Annotated in this window: 21 protein-coding genes; 13 read left to right on the top strand and 8 right to left on the bottom strand. The window is 37.1% G+C overall.

Annotation, left to right across the window (positions count from 1 at the left end; translation table 11 throughout):
* Nucleotides 1–184 precede the first annotated feature (184 nt).
* From ybgE to EV694_RS07450, 4 genes are read right to left on the bottom strand one after another with little or no spacing between them, the layout of a single operon-like run.
* A complete protein-coding gene (gene ybgE / locus EV694_RS07465) occupies nucleotides 185–469 on the bottom strand; it encodes a cyd operon protein YbgE (RefSeq protein ID WP_132691114.1) in 285 nt (94 codons plus the stop codon).
* Nucleotides 462–572, bottom strand: coding sequence for a cytochrome bd oxidase small subunit, CydX/CbdX family (locus tag EV694_RS07460; protein WP_132691112.1), 111 nt, complete (start codon nucleotides 570–572; stop codon nucleotides 462–464). Before EV694_RS07460 ends, ybgE begins: the two co-directional genes overlap by 8 nt.
* Nucleotides 573–583: 11 nt before the next feature.
* On the bottom strand, nucleotides 584–1720 hold the full coding sequence (cydB, locus tag EV694_RS07455) for a cytochrome d ubiquinol oxidase subunit II (protein ID WP_132691110.1): 1137 nt from the start codon (nucleotides 1718–1720) through the stop codon (nucleotides 584–586).
* 14 nt (nucleotides 1721–1734) lie between these two features.
* Nucleotides 1735–3285 (bottom strand): cytochrome ubiquinol oxidase subunit I, encoded by a 1551-nt coding sequence (locus EV694_RS07450; RefSeq protein ID WP_132691108.1) that lies wholly within the window; start codon nucleotides 3283–3285, stop codon nucleotides 1735–1737.
* A gap of 446 nt (nucleotides 3286–3731) precedes the next feature.
* On the opposite strand from EV694_RS07450, the gene mlaF reads away from it, so the two are divergent.
* The 10 genes from mlaF to EV694_RS07400 all read left to right on the top strand — a co-directional run bounded on the left by mlaF (nucleotide 3732) and on the right by EV694_RS07400 (nucleotide 11491).
* Nucleotides 3732–4541 (top strand): phospholipid ABC transporter ATP-binding protein MlaF, encoded by an 810-nt coding sequence (mlaF, locus tag EV694_RS07445; protein WP_132691106.1) that lies wholly within the window; start codon nucleotides 3732–3734, stop codon nucleotides 4539–4541.
* Nucleotides 4538–5320 (top strand): lipid asymmetry maintenance ABC transporter permease subunit MlaE, encoded by a 783-nt coding sequence (mlaE, locus tag EV694_RS07440; protein WP_132691104.1) that lies wholly within the window; start codon nucleotides 4538–4540, stop codon nucleotides 5318–5320. Before mlaF ends, mlaE begins: the two co-directional genes overlap by 4 nt.
* A gap of 29 nt (nucleotides 5321–5349) precedes the next feature.
* Entirely contained in the window at nucleotides 5350–5850 is a 501-nt protein-coding gene (gene mlaD, locus EV694_RS07435; protein WP_132691102.1) for an outer membrane lipid asymmetry maintenance protein MlaD, read from the top strand.
* 77 nt (nucleotides 5851–5927) lie between these two features.
* The gene (gene mlaC / locus EV694_RS07430) at nucleotides 5928–6530 is read left to right on the top strand and encodes a phospholipid-binding protein MlaC (protein WP_424580055.1); all 603 of its coding nucleotides are present in this window, start codon (nucleotides 5928–5930) and stop codon (nucleotides 6528–6530) included.
* Nucleotides 6530–6904 carry an STAS domain-containing protein gene (locus EV694_RS07425; RefSeq protein WP_132691100.1) on the top strand — a complete coding sequence of 125 codons (375 nt, stop codon included), beginning with the start codon at nucleotides 6530–6532 and terminating at the stop codon, nucleotides 6902–6904. The genes mlaC and EV694_RS07425 overlap by 1 nt, the downstream gene beginning before the upstream one ends.
* Nucleotides 6905–6927: 23 nt before the next feature.
* On the top strand, nucleotides 6928–7185 hold the full coding sequence (locus EV694_RS07420; RefSeq protein WP_132691098.1) for a BolA family protein: 258 nt from the start codon (nucleotides 6928–6930) through the stop codon (nucleotides 7183–7185).
* Nucleotides 7186–7203: 18 nt separating this feature from the next.
* A complete protein-coding gene (murA, locus tag EV694_RS07415; protein ID WP_132691096.1) occupies nucleotides 7204–8484 on the top strand; it encodes a UDP-N-acetylglucosamine 1-carboxyvinyltransferase in 1281 nt (426 codons plus the stop codon).
* A 56-nt stretch (nucleotides 8485–8540) separates the two neighbouring features.
* Nucleotides 8541–9242, top strand: a complete 702-nt coding sequence (locus EV694_RS07410; protein WP_132691094.1) for a YggS family pyridoxal phosphate-dependent enzyme — start codon at nucleotides 8541–8543, stop codon at nucleotides 9240–9242.
* 175 nt (nucleotides 9243–9417) lie between these two features.
* Nucleotides 9418–9732: a DUF5339 domain-containing protein gene (locus tag EV694_RS07405; protein ID WP_424580054.1), complete on the top strand. Its 315-nt coding sequence runs from the start codon at nucleotides 9418–9420 to the stop codon at nucleotides 9730–9732.
* Between the two features lie 298 nt (nucleotides 9733–10030).
* Nucleotides 10031–11491 (top strand): DASS family sodium-coupled anion symporter, encoded by a 1461-nt coding sequence (locus EV694_RS07400; RefSeq protein WP_132691090.1) that lies wholly within the window; start codon nucleotides 10031–10033, stop codon nucleotides 11489–11491.
* A gap of 163 nt (nucleotides 11492–11654) precedes the next feature.
* Here the strand turns inward: EV694_RS07400 and EV694_RS07395 are convergent, their stop codons facing one another.
* Entirely contained in the window at nucleotides 11655–16061 is a 4407-nt protein-coding gene (locus EV694_RS07395) for an exo-alpha-sialidase (protein WP_132691088.1), read from the bottom strand.
* Between the two features lie 360 nt (nucleotides 16062–16421).
* On the opposite strand from EV694_RS07395, the gene rsuA reads away from it, so the two are divergent.
* Together rsuA and EV694_RS07385 are read left to right on the top strand one after the other, a co-directional pair.
* Entirely contained in the window at nucleotides 16422–17114 is a 693-nt protein-coding gene (gene rsuA / locus EV694_RS07390) for a 16S rRNA pseudouridine(516) synthase RsuA (protein ID WP_132691086.1), read from the top strand.
* Nucleotides 17115–17125: 11 nt separating this feature from the next.
* A complete protein-coding gene (locus tag EV694_RS07385) occupies nucleotides 17126–17356 on the top strand; it encodes a zinc ribbon domain-containing protein (RefSeq protein WP_132691084.1) in 231 nt (76 codons plus the stop codon).
* A 1-nt stretch (nucleotide 17357) separates the two neighbouring features.
* Here the strand turns inward: EV694_RS07385 and EV694_RS07380 are convergent, their stop codons facing one another.
* The 3 genes from EV694_RS07380 to EV694_RS07370 form a co-directional block, all read right to left on the bottom strand.
* A complete protein-coding gene (locus tag EV694_RS07380) occupies nucleotides 17358–17807 on the bottom strand; it encodes a DNA polymerase III subunit chi (protein ID WP_132691082.1) in 450 nt (149 codons plus the stop codon).
* Nucleotides 17808–17888: 81 nt separating this feature from the next.
* Nucleotides 17889–18386, bottom strand: a complete 498-nt coding sequence (rraA, locus tag EV694_RS07375; RefSeq protein WP_132691080.1) for a ribonuclease E activity regulator RraA — start codon at nucleotides 18384–18386, stop codon at nucleotides 17889–17891.
* Between the two features lie 50 nt (nucleotides 18387–18436).
* Nucleotides 18437–19342 (bottom strand): 1,4-dihydroxy-2-naphthoate polyprenyltransferase, encoded by a 906-nt coding sequence (locus EV694_RS07370; protein ID WP_132691078.1) that lies wholly within the window; start codon nucleotides 19340–19342, stop codon nucleotides 18437–18439.
* A gap of 219 nt (nucleotides 19343–19561) precedes the next feature.
* On the opposite strand from EV694_RS07370, the gene tsaA reads away from it, so the two are divergent.
* The gene (gene tsaA, locus EV694_RS07365; protein WP_132691076.1) at nucleotides 19562–20290 is read left to right on the top strand and encodes a tRNA (N6-threonylcarbamoyladenosine(37)-N6)-methyltransferase TrmO; all 729 of its coding nucleotides are present in this window, start codon (nucleotides 19562–19564) and stop codon (nucleotides 20288–20290) included.
* Nucleotides 20291–20353 lie beyond the last annotated feature (63 nt).

Here is a 20353-nt window from a genome sequence, read left to right as displayed (position 1 = left end):
TACAATTTCGGCGTATTGTAATGAGAGTATAGTTAATAAACAAGCCCCCAACACCTTAAATCATAAAAAAATTTTGCCAAAATCAAGGGATAAAATTTAGGTGGTGATATTTCTTTTCGCCACCTAGATTGATTAATCTCTTTGTTTCAATTTAAAATGAGACGACGATATTAAATTGGAACGACTATAATAGACCATAAACCAACGCAAATGTTCCCACAATCAGCCCTATCATAGGTAAAAAAACCGCTCGCCATAAGGTCAAACGAATTTCAAAACCAATGCCGTGAATCCAATTTATAACCACCGACCAAAGGATAATGAATACTAAAATCGGATTGACGGTGCGTAATTGAGTTGCAAATTGCTGAATATTAAAAAAGAAACAAAGTGTTAAAGCGATAGCTAATAGAAAAGAAAGGGTTCGCCATGAACCCTTATTTGTGAATTGATAAAGTTTGTTAATCATTATCATGCTCATCAAAACGCCCCGTTTTTTCAATACTAATATTGATTACAACGGATAGCATAATCGCAAGTAAAACACCCAATACCCAAATCGCATAAAACATATCTATTCTCCTTAGTATAATGAATGTTTATTTTCTTCAATGAACTCTTTATCAAGACGTCCAAACATTTTGTAGTATGCCCAAATAGTATAAGACAATAGGATAACCACAAAGACTAAAGCAAAACCTAGCATTAAGGTCAGTGTTAGCTTACTTGAGGTAGCGTCCCACATCAATAAACTCATACTTGGGTGAGTAATTGATGGCATAACAAATGGGAACATTGCAATACCTGCAGTGAAAATGACCCCTAACATGGTTAAAGCTGAGAAGAAGAAAGCAAAACCTGAACGATCTGCTTTAGACGCCCAAATATTTAATAAAGCCCCCACTGCCACCAAGGCTGGGAAGATCCATAATACTGGTGCTGCTTTATAATTATTAAACCAAGCCCCTGTTTCAATCGCCACTTCTTTATTTAAAATGCTTGAAGGTCCATTGGTATCGATCACGCTGGTTACCACAAAACCATCTTTAAAGAATAACCATACCCCTGCTAAAGCAAAGGTAATTAAGGTAACAGAAGCGCCCACTTGGGTAATAGTTCTTGCTCTATCGTGCAATTCCGCTTTAGTTTTCATTTGTAACCAAGCGGCACCATGAGTGGTCAACATTGCCGCACTCACTAAACCACATAATAAAGCAAATGGATTAAGTAATCCGAAGAAACTTCCAGTGTATTTCACTTGTAATAATTCATTAAATTCAAAAGGTACACCTTGTAATAAATTACCAAATGCTACCCCGAAAACCAATGAAGGTACAAAGCCACCAACGAATAAACCCCAATCCCATGCTTTACGCCACAATGGATTATCAATTTTAGCACGATATTCAAAGCCCACAGGGCGGAAGAATAATGCGGCTAACACTAAAATCATTGCAATATAAAAACCTGAGAATGATGCGGCATATACTGTTGGCCAAGCCGCAAACATTGCACCACCTGCGGTTAATAACCATACTTGGTTACCGTCCCAATGTGGGGCGATTGAGTTGATCATAATGCGTCTTTCAACTTCTTTTTTCCCAGCAAAAGGAAGTAAGTTTAATACGCCCATATCAAATCCGTCTGTTACAACAAAACCCAGTAACAGCACACCAACAAGCACCCACCAAATAAAACGTAAAATTTCGTAGTCAATCATGATTAGGCTCCTGCTTATTTCGCTGATTGTTCAAAATGATAGCGACCTGTTTTTAATGAGCTTGGGCCTAATCTGCCGTATTTGAACATTAAATACATTTCTACTACCAAGAACAAGGTATAAAGTCCACATAGCAAGCCAATAGAGAACCATAAATCGCCCTCAGTTAAGGCTGAATTCGCTACACCGACAGGTAAAACTTCATAAATCGCCCAAGGTTGACGACCATACTCCGCTAAGAACCAACCACTCTCAATAGCAATCCATGGTAATGGTAAAGACCATAATAATGCTTTTAAGAATAATGGATGTTTACTTACAGTATTACGCAAGTTTTTCACACAAGCAATCACAATCACTAAAAGTAATAAACCACCCACTGCCATCATCACACGGAATGACCAGAATGTTGGCCCCACATTAGGAATGGTATCTGCTGCCGCTTGTTTAATTTGTGCTTCAGTGGCATCAACCACATTATGGGTATAGCGTTTTAGCAATAAACCAAAACCAAGATCTTTGGATACGGCACTAAATTCTGCTTTAGTTTGTTCATCCGTTTGACCTGCACGTAATTTTTCTAACAAATCATAAGCCACAATACCATTACGCACACGTTGCTCATTATGCTGACGTAACTCGGTTAAACCGGTAATTTCTTTATCTAAAGAACGGGTTGCAATGATCCCTGCCATATAAGGAATTTGTAACTCAAAGGTATTACGCATTTCCGCTTGATCTGGCACAACAATCATATTCCAATTAGCTGGCGCAGGCTGGGTATGGAACTCCCCTTCCATTGCGGCTAATTTTACAGGCTGTGCTTTACCAATATCATAACCTGACTCATCACCCATAATTAATACAGAGAAAATTGAAATGATACCGAAAGTTGCTGCCACAGAGAATGAACGCTTAGCAAAACCAAGATCACGACCTTTTAAGATGTAGTATGCACTGATGGCTAATACAAAAATAGACGCTGAAACATAACCTGCGGATAAGGTATGCAAGAATTTCGCTTGTGCGGTATGGTTCAACCAAAGATCCATAAAGCTGGTCATTTCCATTCGCATGGTTTCAAAGTTAAATTCAGAGGCCACAGGATGTTGCATCCAACCGTTCGCCACCAAAATCCACATGGCAGATAAATTAGAACCGAATGCCACACAATAGGTCGCCAATAAATGTTGACGTTTAGATAAACGATTCCAACCAAATAAGAAAAGACCAAAGAATGTTGATTCTAAGAAGAATGCTAATAATGCCTCAATGGCAAGTGGTGCACCAAAAATATCACCAACATAATGAGAATAATATGACCAGTTAGTACCAAACTGGAACTCCATCGTAATACCAGTGGTAACCCCTAAAGCAAAGTTAATAGCAAATAACTTTCCCCAGAACTTAGTCATGTCTTTATATACCACTTTATTTGTAACCACATAAAGGGTTTCCATAATCACAAGAATAAAAGATAACCCTAATGTTAATGGCACAAATAAGAAGTGGTATAGCGCAGTTAATGCAAACTGCAATCTCGAGAGTTCAACTACGTCTAACATCTCTCAACCCCTTACATGCTATAAGCTGATAATTATGATTACAATGTAATCACCCCAGATAAAATATCCTTAAGATTCCTTAAAGTTATTTTTGAAATTTCTACATAAAAATTTGCAGTTTTATAACAAATTATTATGCAGCTAAATTCAACGGGGCTATTCTACTACTAAATATAAGGATAAAAAACAGTAAAAATATTATCTTGATCACATTTTCTAACATAAATCAAAAATACCCCTAAATAATTAGCTAATTCATTGTTGATTTGTATCAAATTTATCTATTTTGTTACATATTATTAACAATCATCGGTTTTTATCTAATGCAAAGTGCGGTCAAAATTTGGTAAATTTTATGCTTAAATTTGACTTGCGTAGCATTTTCATAGAATATGCACCCTTAACAAAATACTCTTTTGTCTATTATTTATACTTAATTACTCCTTATGGAAATAAAGCAAGCAAGTGAAAATCTGATAGAGATAAAAAACTTAACCTTTAAACGAGGTGAACGCACTATTTATCAGAACCTAAACCTCAATGTGCCTAAAGGCAAAATTACTGCCATAATGGGGCCATCTGGTATTGGTAAAACTACATTATTAAAACTAATTGGTGGACAACTCAGCCCACAAGAAGGGCAAATTTTGTTTGATGGGATTGATATTTGTCAGCTATCCAATCAGGCTTTATATGGGTTAAGAAAACGTATGGGCATGTTATTTCAATCAGGCGCATTATTTACCGATATCTCCACCTTTGATAATGTGGCTTTTCCGTTGCGGGAACATACTCAATTACCCGAATTCCTCATTCGCAAAATTGTGTTAATGAAATTACAAGCCGTGGGGTTACGAGGAGCAAGGGATTTAATGCCTGCCGAATTATCTGGTGGTATGGCTCGGCGTGTGGCACTGGCTCGTGCTATAGCACTGGATCCTGATTTAATGATGTTTGATGAACCCTTTACAGGACAAGATCCCATTAGTATGGGGGTAATTGTCAGTTTAATTAAGCGATTAAATCAAGCCTTACAGCTTACCTCTATTGTAGTATCTCATGATGTTAATGAGGTGCTGAGCATTGCCGATTATGCTTATATTGTCGCCAATAAACGGGTTATTGCCGAAGGCACCGCACAACAATTACGCCAGAGTCAAGATCCTCAGGTATTACAATTCTTACGAGGCGAAGCCGATGGCCCCGTACAATTTAATTATCCTGCCCCCGACTATATAGAGGAATTATTTGTATGATTATCGATCTGATTAGCCAATTAGGACGAAGTGCGATTCATTTTTGTCGTGCGTTAGGGCGTGCTGGATTTATGCTGATCGGCGCTTTAATCGGTAAACCACAATTTAAAAAGCATTTTCCTCTCGTCATTAAACAGCTCTATGTGTTAGGCGTACAATCTCTACTGATTATTTTACTGTCTGGTTTATTTATCGGTATGGTATTAGGCTTGCAAGGCTATGTGGTTTTAGTGGATTTTTCTGCCGAAACCAGCTTAGGGCAATTAGTGGCGCTGTCTTTATTACGAGAACTAGGCCCTGTGGTTACTGCATTGTTATTCGCTGGGCGTGCAGGTTCAGCATTAACCGCAGAAATCGGTTTAATGAAAGCGACTGAACAACTTTCTAGCTTAGAAATGATGGCGATAGATCCCCTACGCCGTATTATTGCCCCACGCTTTTGGGCAGGATTAATCAGTATGCCAATCCTTTCCATTATTTTTATTGCAGTCGGCATTTGGGGGGGATCCTTAGTGGGCGTAGATTGGAAAGGGGTTGATGCGGGCAGTTTTTGGTCAGTTATGCAAAACTCGGTCAGCTGGACAACTGATATTTTCAATGGCTTAATAAAAAGTTTTTGCTTTGCCATTGTGGTGGTTTGGATTGCTTTATTTAATGGTTATGATTGTGTGCCTACCTCAGAAGGTATCAGTAAAGCAACCACAAATACGGTAGTAAAAGCCTCATTAGCCGTATTAGGATTAGACTTTGTATTAACCGCAATGATGTTTGGCGGATAACATTGCGTTAAAAATAAATAGGGAAAACAATGAAACAAACAATAAAATCTGAATTTTGGGTAGGTTTATTTCTGTTATTGGGCATTGCTTGTTTGGTCTTTTTAGGCTTAAAAGTTGCCAATATACAGGGATTTAGCGAAACAAAATCTTATAAAATTACAGCCAATTTTGATAATATTGGCGGTTTGAAAGTAAGAGCCCCCCTAAAATTAGGCGGCGTGGTTATTGGTCGTGTAACGGATATTCAACTCGATGAAAATGATTATCTGCCTAAGGTAACCATTGCAATTAACCAAGAATACAATAAAATCCCCGAAACAAGCTCTTTATCCATTAGAACCTCTGGATTATTGGGAGAACAATATATTGCCCTCAATATGGGATTTGATGATGGTGAAGTAGCAATGTTAAAAGAGGGAGATAAAATTATGGATACAAAATCCGCCATGGTGTTGGAAGATTTGATCGGTCAATTTTTATATGGCGATCGCAACAATAGTCAACAGGAAACAAAGGGCAATACCCCATAATTGCCAAAGTTGTTTAAAAACTCAAGATGGAGAACATTATGCTAAAACAACAAATGATTCAATGGACAACAAAAATAATGATTATTTTGACCGCACTTTTTAGCTTTAATGCAATGGCGGCAGATAATCCTTATGTTTTAATGCAAAAAGCCTCAGATAAACTTTTTGCCGATATTCAAGCTAATCAAGCCAAGATCAAACAAGATCCTAATTATTTACGCACCATTGTAAGACAAGATCTCTTGCCTTATGTGCATGTTAATTATGCGGGTTCATTAGTCTTAGGCTCTTATTTCAAATCAACAACGCCAGAGCAACGAGAAAAATTCTTCCAAGCCTTTGGCAATTTTATTGAGCAAACTTACGCCCAAGTATTAACCATGTATAGCGATCAAAAAATTGAGATTGAAAAAGAAAAGCCAGTGGGCGATAAAACAATCGTGAGTATTCGCGTCAATATTATTCAATCGGGCAACCAACCACCGATTAAACTTGACTTCAAATGGCGTAAAAATAGCCGTACAGGCGAATGGCAAGCCTATGATATGGCTGCCGAAGGGGTCAGTATGGTCGTGACCAAACAAAATGAATGGAGTGGCATTTTGCGTCAACAAGGCATTGAAGCATTAACTGCCCAAATTCAACAATCTGCCAATGCACCTATTACATTGAGTAAATAATGCTGAAAAATCACACCACAGCCAAAGTATTACAATGGGAAGTTGTCGAACAAGATGCTATAATTCACATTCATCTTGTTGGCGAGCTTACACGTGAACATTTATTATCACTTTATGAGCAACAACAACCTTTACTTCATAAATGTGTGAAAGCCCACCAAATTTATTGGGATTTAAAGCAAGTTACACGTATTGATTCAGCAGGATTTGCTTTTTTATGCGACTTGCTTCATCAATCCCAAACAAACCTTGGTGGCGGAGATAGCCTAGATCATACAACAAAGCAGGTTGTCATTAACAATGCCCCTTCGCAATTATTAACCCTAAGTGATTTATTTGGGTTATCCGCTTGGGTAAAACAATTTTTAATTTAATCTCACTAAAACGGAAACAGAATATGGAAACTCAAGACATTGAAAAAATCTTGAAACAAGCCTTAAATCTTGATGAAGTCTATGTACAAGGAGAAAACGCACATTATGGCGTTATTGCAGTTAGCGATGAATTTGCTGGCTTATCCAAAGTCAAACAACAACAAATGATCTATGCTCCGCTTATGGAACATATTTCTCGCAATGAAATTCACGCATTAACCATTAAAACCTTTACCGTTGAAAAATGGAAACGTGAACGCTTATTCAATTTGCCAAGCTAACCAATTAGGATTTTCATTATGGAAAAATTTCGTGTACAAGGGCCTACTTGCTTAAAGGGAACGGTGAATATTTCTGGAGCAAAAAATGCCGCTTTACCCATTTTATTTGCGGCCATTCTTGCTGAAGAACCTGTCATCTTATCCAATGTTCCTCATTTAAAGGATATTGATACTACCTTAAAAATTTTACGTCAATTAGGGGTAGTGGCAGAACGTGATGAACAAGGGCGAGTCCATCTCAATAGTGCCAACATTGATCATTTTGTCGCCCCTTATGAATTAGTAAAAACCATGCGTGCTTCTATCTGGGCATTAGCTCCTCTTGTGGCACGCTTTAATCAAGGACAAGTCTCCTTACCCGGTGGTTGCTCTATTGGGGCAAGACCCGTAGATTTACATATTAGTGGATTAGAAAAATTAGGTGCCACCATTCAATTAGAAGATGGCTATGTCAAAGCCTTTGTACAAGGGCGTTTGAAAGGAACCCGTATCGTTATGGAAAAAGTAAGCGTAGGCGCAACCTTATCCATAATGATCGCCGCAACCTTAGCCAAGGGCACAACCATTATTGAAAACGCCGCCCGCGAGCCTGAAATTACCGATACCGCCTTGTTCTTAAATAAATTGGGAGCAAAAATTTCAGGTGCTGGCTCCGATATGATTACCATTGAAGGCGTTGAACGTTTAGGCGGTGGCGAACATCATATTGTGCCTGATCGTATTGAGACAGGTACATTTCTAGTGGCAGCCGCCATTTCAGGAGGGCGAGTAACCTGTAAAGGCACAAAAGCCGATACCCTTGATGCGGTAATTGATAAACTCAAAGAAGCAGGCGCCCAAATTGATATTGAAGAAGATAGCATTACCTTAGATATGCTTGGCTATCGCCCTAAAGCAGTCAATATCCGTACCGCCCCTTATCCAGGCTTTCCAACTGATATGCAAGCACAATTTACCTTATTAAATATGGTGGCAGAAGGAACAAGCATTATTACCGAAACCATTTTTGAAAACCGTTTTATGCATATCCCTGAACTTATTCGTATGGGCGCTAAAGCAGAAATTGAGGGAAATACCGCCATTTGTCATGGCGTGCAACGCCTATCAGGAACAGAAGTCATGGCAACCGACTTACGAGCTTCCGCTAGCTTAGTCTTAGCAGGTTGTATTGCCAGTGGCGAAACCCTCGTTGATCGTATTTATCATATCGATCGTGGTTATGAACATATTGAAGAAAAACTGCGTGCCTTAGGTGGACGGATAGAACGCTTTACCGCAACAGAACATAATGAAATCTAACATCAAAAGGCTAGCGCCATACGCTAGCCTTTTTATAGAAATAACCTAAACAAACTATGAGTCATTTAATTCAACAAAACCTTAGTCAAATTCAACAAGAAATCGCTATATGCTGCCAACAAGCTAATAGACAACCAAATAGTGTAACCCTTTTAGCTGTCAGTAAAACCAAACCCGTACAAGCCATTTTAGCCGCCCATCAAAGTGGACAATATGCCTTTGGCGAAAATTATGTACAAGAAGGGGTAGAAAAAATCCAATATTGCCAACAACAAGGTATCCAACTTGAATGGCATTTTATTGGCCCATTGCAATCAAATAAAACCAAACTGGTGGCAGAATATTTTGATTGGATGCAAACCCTTTCTCGGGCAAAAATTGCCGATCGTTTAAATGCACAACGTCCTGCACATTTAGCGCCACTCAATGTATTAATTCAGATTAATATTAGTGACGAACAAAGTAAATCAGGTATTCAACCTAACGAATTAATTCCGTTGGCAAAACATCTGGAAAAACTACCGCACTTACGTTTACGGGGTATTATGGCGATACCAGAAAATACGGATAATCCAGAGGAGCAAATAAAAGTATTTAGCCAAATGCAAAACCTATTCCAGCAATTACAACAGCAATGCCCAACTCAGCAAATTGATACCCTTTCCATGGGAATGTCTGCGGATATGGCAAATGCAATAAAATGCGGATCAACCATGGTAAGAATTGGCACAGCTATTTTTGGTCAACGCGAAATGTGAACAGGCTCACAAATCTAAAAATAATCACATAAAATAACAAAATTATTTAGAAAAAATCTATTTAACATATAGACATAATCTATAAATTTTGTTATTTTCTGCTAGTTTTTGCGATTCCTATAACATAGCAAATGAATATCAATTAACTTTAAAGAATTTCACGGAATAAAAAATGATAAAAAAAATCCTCTCAACAGTCATTATTTTTACAGGTTCACTCGTCAGTTTTTCCGTACTGGCTAATAATCCCCTTTCCTCAGCAACCGAAACAAATGCCATGCCTCAACAATGCCAACAGCTTTTTCAAAAAGCAGAAGAATTAATTGCTGATGCAGAAAAGCAACCCGGTACACACACCCAAATTCATAAAATGAAGAACCGCCTAAACCAAAGTAAAAAACAAATTTTAGAAATGGAATTAGCGACCCAAACCAAAAGCTGTGATCATGGTTTAGCCAAACTTAACGCCTTACAACAAGACAGCGAATAAAGCTTTATATCTATATCAACGTTTCAATTTAAAATAAAACTGACGCAGTATTATTTAAAATTGAAACGTCTATAAAAAATATAATCACAAAAATAATTGAAAAACCCACCGCACTTTTATTCAATATCAGCCTCATCTTATATTCATTAATCAAATAAAACTCAAGTAATGTAAAAAAATAACAACTTATCAAAAGACGTAGAAAATCCCCATTTAGATCAAATTATTCTCAAAGCAAATAAGCTATATTTACTCCGTAAGATATTTATTTTTATATATTAATTAATTGGAGTGAATCATGTCTCATCATCAATATCCTAATCAAGTGAAATTTATTCCCCTGATAATTATTTTCCTTTTAGCTTGTGGTATATGGCTGTTTATTCAGCCCCCCGAAGGACTTACTGAACCTGCTTGGCATACCTTAATTATCTTTGTCAGCTGTATTTTTGCTATCGTTGCTAATGTACTTCCTATTGGAGCGATTGGTATTATTGGCATCACAATTTATGCCTTAACCTTTGCTGGCGGAGATACCACTGCCTCAGCGTCCATTAAAACTGCATTAAGTGAATTTAATAGTAGCCTTATCTGGTTAATCGTCTGTGCATTTTTAATTGCAAGAGGCTTCGTTAAAACAGGGCTAGGCAAACGTATCGCCTTATTAATGATCCGTTTTTTTGGCAAACATTCTTTAGGATTAGCCTATGGCTTAGCCCTTGCCGATCTTATTTTAGCCCCTGCAATGCCTAGTAATACCGCTCGTTGTGGTGGTGTTATTTATCCTATCGCTCGTTCCCTCGCCAGCAGTTATCATTCCAACCCAGATAAAGAAACAAGAGGTAAACTTGGCACTTTTCTCATTACCTGTATTGGAAATATTAATGATATTACCTCAACCATCTTTATGACAGCATTCACAGGCAACCTACTTGCGGCTAAACTCGCTAAAGATGCAGGCGTAGAAATGAGCTGGGGTGGCTGGCTATTAATTGCTATCGTACCTTGCTTAGTGGCTTTAATCTTAGTGCCTTTATTAGTTTATTTCATCACCAAACCCGAAGTAAAAAGCACACCAGAAGCTCCCGCTCTAGCCAAACAACAATTAGCGGAAATGGGAAAAATAAATTATGGCGAATGGGTAATGTTATTTACCGTTGCGTTATTGCTCATTCTCTGGGTATTCGGCTCATCATTCAATATTGATGCCACAGTTGCCGCATTAATTGGACTTTCCGTTATGCTTCTTACCAGCACCCTAACCTGGGAAGAAATTAAAGCAGAAAAAGGGGCATGGGATACCTTAATTTGGTTCTCAGCGTTATTAATGATGGCAAGTCAACTGAAAAAATTAGGTTTTACCGACTGGTTTGGGCAAATCATTGGTTATGAGCTTTCCCATATTATGGGCGGTATGAATTGGGTTATCATCTTACTCATCTTAAATGCAATCTATATGTACACCCACTACTTTTTTGCTAGCGGTAATGCACAAATTGCCGCACTTTATACCGTATTCCTCGGCGTTGCCATAACCTTAAATATTCCGGTTGCCGTAGCCGCCTTTATGTTTGCATTTACAAGTAATCTCTATTCATCACTCACCCAATACACCCACGCCAGAGGCCCTATTCTCTATGGTTCAGGCTATGTCAGCACCGCAACTTGGTGGAAAACAGGTTTTATTGTTACCCTATTAAACCAAGGTATTTTCTTTACCATTGGACTCGCTTGGTGGAAAGTGTTGGGGTTATATTAAGAACTATATTTTTACTGATAGTTTCTCTCCCATTGAAAACTATCAAATAGTGTATCACTGCATTCCGTATACATAACTTATGGTTTCTATAGCTAGAACTTCTCTAGCTATAATAAAAATAAAGATCGCCCATTAAGCGATCTTTATTATTAATAGCAAATTCTTAGAAAGTAAAGGCTAACTTAGCTGTAACGCTAGTATCTTTTAATTTAGCCTGAGATACACCAATACGATGGTTAACTAATACACCTATATTCCAAGACTTACCTATATTTATATTGGCATCTCCTCCAAGTACTATTGCATTACCTAACTTACCTGTTTTAAAGGTTTGTTGACTAATATGCACATAATGCTCTTTTTCTGCATTATGCTCATAGCCTGTACTTAAATTAAAGGTCATATTAGATAATTGATAGTTCAATCTCGCTCCAACATATTGACTAAATACTTTATGGGTATCTGATTGAACATTTAATTCAACATCATTAATCTCAGCTTTAAGTTGTTGATATTTTAATCCGATAGTTGGAATCAATGCTAAATTATCGGTAAATGGTAATTTATAATCTAAAGTACCAAATACTTGATATTGTTTACCTTTAATACTTGAACCACCACTTACATCGCTACGATGCCAATAATAGCCTAACCCAGCTTGGATTGAGAAATTATCTATATGATGTTGTATACCAGCCAATAAACCAGTGGACTTATAGTTTGTTTTGCTATATTCCTCAGCTTTAGGCTCTACTTTCGTTCTTCCATGGCTTATCATCGCATTCAAACTGGTCTGTTCATTAATGCTTTGATTAATACCAAGTGCGGTCAGATTTTGACGAGATTTATATCCATAACCATACTCGTCAAATCCTAAATTAGAGGTATAATTTGCACCTTGATGTTGTTGTAACAAATAAAGCCCATTATCACGATTAAATTGCTGACTAAATAAATGGGCTACTTCTCGAGCTTGATTTGTCATTGCGGTATTTGCTACAAGATAATTTGGAATATGAGATTTTAATTTAGCTCGAGTGGATAAAGGCTGTGACGTTACCACTATCGGCTCAAGATCATTCCCATCTTCAGTTTGTAAAACAGTTTGCAAACGATAATCATAATATTGATTTCCTTGATCATTTACCAAATTCTGTTCGGCAACTGCGCTACCTTTATCTACAGCAACGAGGGTATATTGATAAGGGCTATCTACAACACTCACGTTATCTGCTTTAAAAATACCTAATGTAGCATTACCGCCAATTTGAATTAATGAAATTCCTTCGTCAGCATCATATTTACCATTATTATTGGTATCGGTTGGACCAGCACCATCACTTAATAAACGCAAATTAACCGGAATATAGCCCGAAGCATTTGATGTACTAAGATTACCTGTAATCAATAAACGATCATGCTGCCAAGTGCTAACATCGTTATTGTCATTATTGACTCGTAAGGTAACTTGCCCGCCCATATCTTCAACATTGGCAAAGGATAATTGTTGAGCAGTAAAATCGGTATTTGTACGAGAAGCATTTGACTGAGGTAAATAATTCATACCTGGTGCAATTAAGCTACCTGCATGCCAAGTTGTTGTTCCCAGTACCACTCCTGAGCCAGCTAAATTTGCTTGTGCGTGTAAATTCAAATTACCCGTTAAAATACCGTCTAGTGCTAAAGTACCTTGCTGAACATTGATATTACCACTATGATTAGCATACCCCGTTAACTGCAATACGCCTTCGCCTCGCTTAATCAAATCACCAGCACCCTCAATAATAGCATTCAACTGAGCTAATTGATTTTGTTGATTATCTACAATTAATTTAGCATCTTGTTCTAGATTTAAATGATTAATTTGAACTTGGCTATTGCCTTTAATGGCTAACTCAGCATTCATTCTAACATTTGCAGATGTTGCTTGATGTTGGCTATTGTCTGCATAAGTAATACGTCCTGTTTTTACATCAATTACATTGAGCAAAGAATTGCCTAACAAGGATAAATTAGCACGATCATTGTCAGGTTGATAAATCAAGTTTATCGCCCCATTTTTATCGCCTAATTGCCCATCAATACTTCTCTCGCCTGAAAGACTATAATGAATATTAGCAGGCGTTGAGCTATGATTAACTAAATTACCTTGTAAGTCAGTCTGATATAACCCCGTATTTTCGCCATTATTGGCTGTAAGCTGAAGATCTTGACCGTTCAAATCCAATGTACCTTGTTTTAAGGTAATTGAAGATAATGGCATTTGATCAGTTGAACCTAAACGTAAAGTGCCTTGTGGATGTACTACCGCTTGTTTAAAGGCTTGTTTAGCACCATTATCATCTGCCTCTTGATTTAAAGTAACAGTCCCCTCATAAACGTCAATACTTGCCTGATTAGTACCTTTTCCAAGTTTAATCATTTCACCATCGCCAATTTTATAGAAAGTTTCCTCAAAATTGGAATTTAAACGAAACTCTAATGGATTTTTGCGTATGTCATGATGAATATAATTATCGTGCCAAACCAGATCTTGTATATTTAAGGCAACATATTGAATTTTTTGATTGCTTTCTTCATATAACAAACCTATATCGCCATTTGGTAATTCAGTTAAGCTATTATAAGCATAGCTTCCTGTGGTAATAGAGGTGTTATATTTCCATTCAATAGAGCCATCGTCCTGTACTTCCCCTAACCAGACTTTACCATTAACTCGGCTACGAGTACCTGAATGAGGGTTAGCAAACAACACAATTTCTTTACCATTAATTCGTTTAGAATATTTTATTACCGATAATTGAGAATAAGGATCGAGCAAAATATCATCAACTATTTTTTGGTTAGTCCAACTATATCCACCATTTTTACTGGTAGAAATCACTACCTTACCGCCCATATTACGAGAAAACATTTTTAATTCGCCATTATCTAGCTCAATAATCTGTGATTCTGTGAGTTGTTTACTCGCATTATTTAATGCTTGTGAGCCACCATTTTGATATTCCCAACGATCAATCGGTGATTCGCCTCTTACCCAAGTTTTACCACCATCCGTACTAATAATCACTGCCGCAGATTGCGAATTTAATTTTCCTGTATTGTTGGTGTAATAAACTGGCATAACTAAATTGCCGTTTTTAAGTTGAATACCATTACCCGGTCCAACGCCTAAAAACTGCATCCAATCGGCTTTAACTTGTGGAGTAATATCCACAGGGCTTGACCAAGTTGCACCGTCATCATCACTGTAAGTTAGCCATAAATAACTGGTGCGCTTGGCTTGTAAAGGGGCTGTATCATTCCCGTCTTGAGCTGTATTTAAGAAAATATTGCCAACACGTTGATCATTTAAATATAAATCGCCTAAGTCTTTATAGGCAAGGCTTTGTGTTCCTTCTACTACGACACGATAATCTGTGGCTTGATCGTTTTCATCAAATACCACACCTTGTTCATTAACTTTATATAAATTATTGTCTTTATCAGACAACACCCGATATAAATTTCCCTCAGGATCTTTAGTATAACCGCTTCCCTGTGCGTTATTACCAAACCCAAATAATCCTCTCATTTCTGGGAACATATCCACTAACATAAAAATACGCCCAGTATTTTTATCTTGTACCATTAAGGGATCAATTAAAAATGCAGCATTTTGATTACCATAAGGCTGACTAACAAGATCAATAATAACCTGTTCTTCCTGCCAAGTTTGTCCGCCATCAAAACTACGGCGAATAGCGGTATCAATATTTCCCCAATCGCTAGCGTGTTGGTTACGTTTATCAATCGCTGCAATAACCACCCCACTTTGAGTAGTTAATAAAGAAGGAATACGATAATTTTTAGCCGTATATTCTTCTCCCTCACCACCTTGGAAAACAGGATAAGGAGACGTTTTATAAGCGCCTGTTTCATCATATTTATCTAAACTATGTAAATGCAATTCTGTCAGCTGTTGGTGTTTCTGTTGAATTTCCTGTTCAGATAATACTTTTTCATCTAAATCAAAATGAAAAACCTCGCCAGCGAATCGCATATTATGCATCGTTGCTCGTTTTGTCTGTCCCAAATAAACTTCGGTTAATCCTTTTATATCTGCAAAAAATTTAGAGCCACTATTAGTTCGTAATTTTTGACCATCTACATAAATATTAATTTCTTGATTATCACCATCAAAGGTATAGGTAACATTCTGAAAATCATCAATAGCATCAACTGTCGCTGTTAATTGATTATTTGCAATAAGGTTTTGACCATCTTTAATTTCAATACCAAAAACCTGTTTTCCTGCTCTATTACGCATAGAATAGAAGTTTAAATAACGGGTATCTTGAGTAGGATCTGATGCCCCTAACATTGCTCCAAATCCACTTCCTGCATTAATACGAAAGGTCACCGAACCACTTGATAAATTTAATAAATCTTTCTCCTTAAAAGTTGTCGTCATATCAATAGGTTGTAACAAATCTTTTGTACTGGTATAGTTAAAAGCAAGATCTTGTGTGGCGGAATAGGCAGATAAACAAACTGCACTAATAGTGAGCGCTAACAGGCTTTTTTTCATAAAAATACTCCTTTTATTCTTCGTATTTACATTGTTATACAAATAATATAGTTTTTCTCCATTATGAAGTAAAATTTTGGAGTATTATTTTTAGAACTACATCACAAAATTTAAGTTAAATATTTATTGTATAAATATTGTTATCCATAAAAACCCTAAAAAGATGAATATCTTTGAGTAAAAATTCCGTTCTATCGCAAAAAATTTTTTTACAGAAATAAAATAATTATAATTTAAAGTCATGCGATATTTACTCATACCATTTAATAGTCAATCACAAAAAGATTTTGCTATAATTCAGCACAAAATTTAATGACAAAATTAACCGCACTTTTTCTTTTTACGAACTACTTATAAACTATGCGTTTAGATAAATTTTTAGCAGAACAGACAGGACTTACTCGCTTACAAGCGGGTAAGGCGTTAAAACAGGGCTTGGTTACTGTTAATGATGAAATCATTAAAACAGGTGCCATTAAGATTCAATCTAGCGATCAAATCTATTTTGATGGTGAGTTGCTTACTTGGGTTGAAAATGGGCAATATTTTATGTTACACAAACCACAGGGCTATGTTTGTAGTCATGATGATGGCGATTATCCCTCAATTTATCAATTCTTTGATTATCCTCTAACCAATAAATTACATAGTGCTGGGCGTTTAGATGTGGATACTACAGGCTTAGTGTTATTAACTGATGATGGGCAATGGTCGCATCGTATTACTTCACCGAAACATCATTGTGAAAAAACCTATTTAGTGACCCTCGCTGATCCTGTAGAAAGCCACTATCAAACTGCTTGTCAGCAAGGTATTTTATTGCGTGGCGAAAAAACACCTACCAAACCGGCTAGCTTACAAATTATTGATGATTACAATGTTAATCTTACGCTGAGCGAAGGGCGTTACCACCAAGTAAAACGTATGTTTGCTGCCTTAGGTAACAAAGTGGTGGCATTACATCGTTGGCGTATTGGCAATATTCTTTTAGATGAAAATCTTGCCGAGGGGGAATATCGTCCATTAACGCTTGATGAACAAAAACTATTTTAAGGATTGCTACTATGGCATTACAAGCCTGTCCAGAATGTCGCAAAAAAATAAGCTCAAGTGTCGCCTCTTGTCCACATTGTGGTTTTTCCTTTGATTCGGAAAACATTATTAAATATCAACACCTTATGGAACAACGGCGTTTGCAAAATGCAGAAATTAACAAAAAAAGTGCGAAATTACATTTAATTTGGTTAGTTATCTTCGCTGTTATTCTTCTCTTTATGGGTTGGTGGCATAATTAACTTAGCTCTGTTGTTCCATATTCATTTGAAAACCAAGTTGGCGGTATTGTTTATAACGTTCTCTTGCTAAGTTTTTTTGTTGTTCTTGCTCTGGCACAAAATCAATGACGTGGTTAAACATTTGAGCAAATTCAGGGATTTGTTGTTGCAAAGAAATGAGTACATCACGCCGTTGTACATTACGTTTTTCTTTCCAGCAAATTTCAATTGGCGTTGTATAATGGCTAATTTCACCCGATAAATTATGTGGTACAAATTCATCAGGATCACGTTGCCATAAGGCTTCATCTAATTTAAAAGCCTGTTGTTCTGTTTCACAAGCAATCAATATCCGTTTTCCTAAACGCCAAGTTTTTGCAGCTAGCTCACAAGCCAATGCTTCAATCGCCGTTAGGTTTTCTATGGAAGATTGTTCTTGTTGCATAAGATAGAAAGTGGCTTGTTTATTCATTATATTTGGTCAGAAATCAAGAGAATTTTATATAACATAAGTAAGAAAATTGCACCTTAATAAAAGGTGCAAATATTGAGGTTAATCTTCATATTCCTCAAGATCTAAAGGATCTTGCGAGAGGATAATGCCTGTTAAATCTGCATAGAGATAGTCTTCTGGGAAGAAGGTTACCCCGCCAAAATTAACGGAAACATCGGTTTCGCCAATAGTGTTATCATCTGCTGATACGGGGATAGGGGCTAATGCTTGAATACCAATATCAATATTTTCAAGTTGGCTAATTTGACGAACAGCCCCATAAACAATAATCCCTTCCCAACCATTATCGGCGGCAAGTTGCGCAATATCGGCGTCTATTAATGCTCGACGTACTGAACCTCCGCCATCGACCAATAACACACGACCTTCGCCATTTTCTTGCAATACTTCTGCAATTAATCCATTACTTTCAAAGCATTTTACGGTTGTAATTTGTCCATAAAATTCTGCTACGCCGCCAAAGCTCGAGAAAATAGGCTCGACGACATCAACTTGGTCAAGATAAATATCGCATAACGCTGAAGTATCGATTGTCATAACATTTCCTTTCTTAGATATAAAATCTGTCATAGTATAAGCCCCTTTGCTTATGCAAGCAATAATCCTAGGCTGAATAATAAATTGGTTAATAGGGCTAACATTGACATTTGTGCCAACATGGGTCTTAGGGCAAGGGGATCTTTATGACGATAAACAAAATAGCCATGCTTTATTAGCCAAGGAATAGCAATAAGGAATAGAAAACCTTGCCAGCGTTGTATATAAACTGTGGCGAAAATAAGGTTAAACAAGATTGCCAAGCTCAATAATCCTAAATGATAAAGCCGACCTTTTTCTGCCCCTAATCTTACCACTAAGGTATTTTTGCCTACTTTGCGATCTTGCTCAATATCCCGTAAATTATTGATATTTAATACCGCAACTGCCAATAAACCACTTGCACAAGCAGGTAATAAAATAGCGCCGTTGAATTGATGGACTTGTAAATAATAGCTTCCAACTACCGCTAATAAACCGAAAAAAATAAGTACAGAAATATCGCCTAATCCCATATAACCATAAGGTTTTTCACCTACTGTATAGGTAATCGCAGAAATAATCGCTAATGCACCTAATCCAGCAAAAACCAAAATATCGGATAAATGTTGATAGGAAACCGCAATTAATAATCCCCCTGATAGCAAGCTCGCTAACACCATGAGTATTAATCCTTGGCGTAATTGATGAAAACTGATACCGCCCTTTTGAATACCTCTTAACGGCCCTATGCGTTCTTCTGTATCCGATCCCTTGAGATGATCGCCATAATCATTGGCAAAATTGGATAAAATCTGCAACAACAGCGTGGTTAATAGGCATAATCCCATAATAAGCCCACTAAATGTGCCTTGCCAATAAGCTAGCGCTGAACCTGTTAAAATAGAAGCTAATGCTAAAGGCAGCGTTTTGGGTCTTGCGGTTTCTAACCACATTTTTAATGTGCTTTGGCTCATAGATCCCCATAAAACAATTATCGTCGTTTCAATTTAAAATAGACAAGATGGGACGATTATAAATCATCGGCTATTTTAAAATATCGTCCTTTCCATTTAAAATAGGATAAGGCATACCAATGTCGTATTATAGTCCTTCCACTTTAAAATAAATAGGTCGGCTATTTTACAAGGTAATTCATCACTTTTTAACTATTCCAGATCAAATTTAGGCAAAATATGCAAAATTTAACCCTGCAACCTATAGCAATTATTCATACCCCTTATAAAGAAAAATTTTGTGTGCCTCGTCAACCTGAACTTGTTCAAGATGGCACAGGTACCATTGAATTACTTCCCCCTTATCATTCCATTGATATGGTAAGAGGCTTAGAGCAATTTTCGCATTTATGGTTAATCTTTCAATTTGATCAAGTGCCTACCGGCAAATGGCAACCTACGGTTCGTCCGCCTCGTTTAGGTGGCAATCAACGCATTGGGGTCTTAGCTTCTCGTGCTACGCATCGCCCTAATCCATTGGGATTATCTAAGGTAAAATTGCAACATATTGAACAACAGCAAGGCAAGGTATTATTACAAGTAGGTTCGGTAGATTTGGTGGATAAAACCCCTATTTTTGATATAAAACCTTATCTTGCCTATGCCGATAGTGAGCCTTTTGCTCAATCGGGGTTTGCACAAGATAAGCCACGTCCTTTATTACAGGTGGCGTTTAGCCCTAACGCTCAACAAAACCTGCAAAAATTTTGTCAAAACGCACCGCACTTTGAGCGTTTTATTCGAGAAGTGTTACAACAAGACCCTCGCCCTGCTTATCATCAAGGCAAATATAATGGACGTATTTATGGTATGAAATTGGATCAATTTAATATTCGTTGGCGAATTAAGCCTAATGAAAGCCAAAGTGCGGTCAATATTGCGGAAGTTTTGCGAATTGAGCCTATTTAATCGGATTTTCCCTTATTTAATAGTCGTTTCACTTTAAAATAAAACGACTATATTTAAGGGAAA

The sequence above is a fragment of the Volucribacter psittacicida genome (assembly GCF_004339025.1).
GTDB lineage: Bacteria > Pseudomonadota > Gammaproteobacteria > Enterobacterales > Pasteurellaceae > Volucribacter > Volucribacter psittacicida.
This window is presented reverse-complemented; position numbering and strand designations above follow the sequence as displayed.

Bases quoted from the DNA above. Each gene is read 5' to 3' on its own strand.
- ybgE (WP_132691114.1), bottom strand. From the start codon at position 469: ATGATTAACAAACTTTATCAATTCACAAATAAGGGTTCATGGCGAACC.
- EV694_RS07460 (WP_132691112.1), bottom strand. From the start codon at position 572: ATGTTTTATGCGATTTGGGTATTGGGTGTTTTACTTGCGATTATGCTA.
- cydB (WP_132691110.1), bottom strand. From the start codon at position 1,720: ATGATTGACTACGAAATTTTACGTTTTATTTGGTGGGTGCTTGTTGGT.
- EV694_RS07450 (WP_132691108.1), bottom strand. From the start codon at position 3,285: ATGTTAGACGTAGTTGAACTCTCGAGATTGCAGTTTGCATTAACTGCG.
- mlaF (WP_132691106.1), top strand. From the start codon at position 3,732: ATGGAAATAAAGCAAGCAAGTGAAAATCTGATAGAGATAAAAAACTTA.
- mlaE (WP_132691104.1), top strand. From the start codon at position 4,538: ATGATTATCGATCTGATTAGCCAATTAGGACGAAGTGCGATTCATTTT.
- mlaD (WP_132691102.1), top strand. From the start codon at position 5,350: ATGAAACAAACAATAAAATCTGAATTTTGGGTAGGTTTATTTCTGTTA.
- mlaC (WP_424580055.1), top strand. From the start codon at position 5,928: ATGATTATTTTGACCGCACTTTTTAGCTTTAATGCAATGGCGGCAGAT.
- EV694_RS07425 (WP_132691100.1), top strand. From the start codon at position 6,530: ATGCTGAAAAATCACACCACAGCCAAAGTATTACAATGGGAAGTTGTC.
- EV694_RS07420 (WP_132691098.1), top strand. From the start codon at position 6,928: ATGGAAACTCAAGACATTGAAAAAATCTTGAAACAAGCCTTAAATCTT.
- murA (WP_132691096.1), top strand. From the start codon at position 7,204: ATGGAAAAATTTCGTGTACAAGGGCCTACTTGCTTAAAGGGAACGGTG.
- EV694_RS07410 (WP_132691094.1), top strand. From the start codon at position 8,541: ATGAGTCATTTAATTCAACAAAACCTTAGTCAAATTCAACAAGAAATC.
- EV694_RS07400 (WP_132691090.1), top strand. From the start codon at position 10,031: ATGTCTCATCATCAATATCCTAATCAAGTGAAATTTATTCCCCTGATA.
- EV694_RS07395 (WP_132691088.1), bottom strand. From the start codon at position 16,061: ATGAAAAAAAGCCTGTTAGCGCTCACTATTAGTGCAGTTTGTTTATCT.
- rsuA (WP_132691086.1), top strand. From the start codon at position 16,422: ATGCGTTTAGATAAATTTTTAGCAGAACAGACAGGACTTACTCGCTTA.
- EV694_RS07385 (WP_132691084.1), top strand. From the start codon at position 17,126: ATGGCATTACAAGCCTGTCCAGAATGTCGCAAAAAAATAAGCTCAAGT.
- EV694_RS07380 (WP_132691082.1), bottom strand. From the start codon at position 17,807: ATGAATAAACAAGCCACTTTCTATCTTATGCAACAAGAACAATCTTCC.
- rraA (WP_132691080.1), bottom strand. From the start codon at position 18,386: ATGACAATCGATACTTCAGCGTTATGCGATATTTATCTTGACCAAGTT.
- EV694_RS07370 (WP_132691078.1), bottom strand. From the start codon at position 19,342: ATGAGCCAAAGCACATTAAAAATGTGGTTAGAAACCGCAAGACCCAAA.
- tsaA (WP_132691076.1), top strand. From the start codon at position 19,562: ATGCAAAATTTAACCCTGCAACCTATAGCAATTATTCATACCCCTTAT.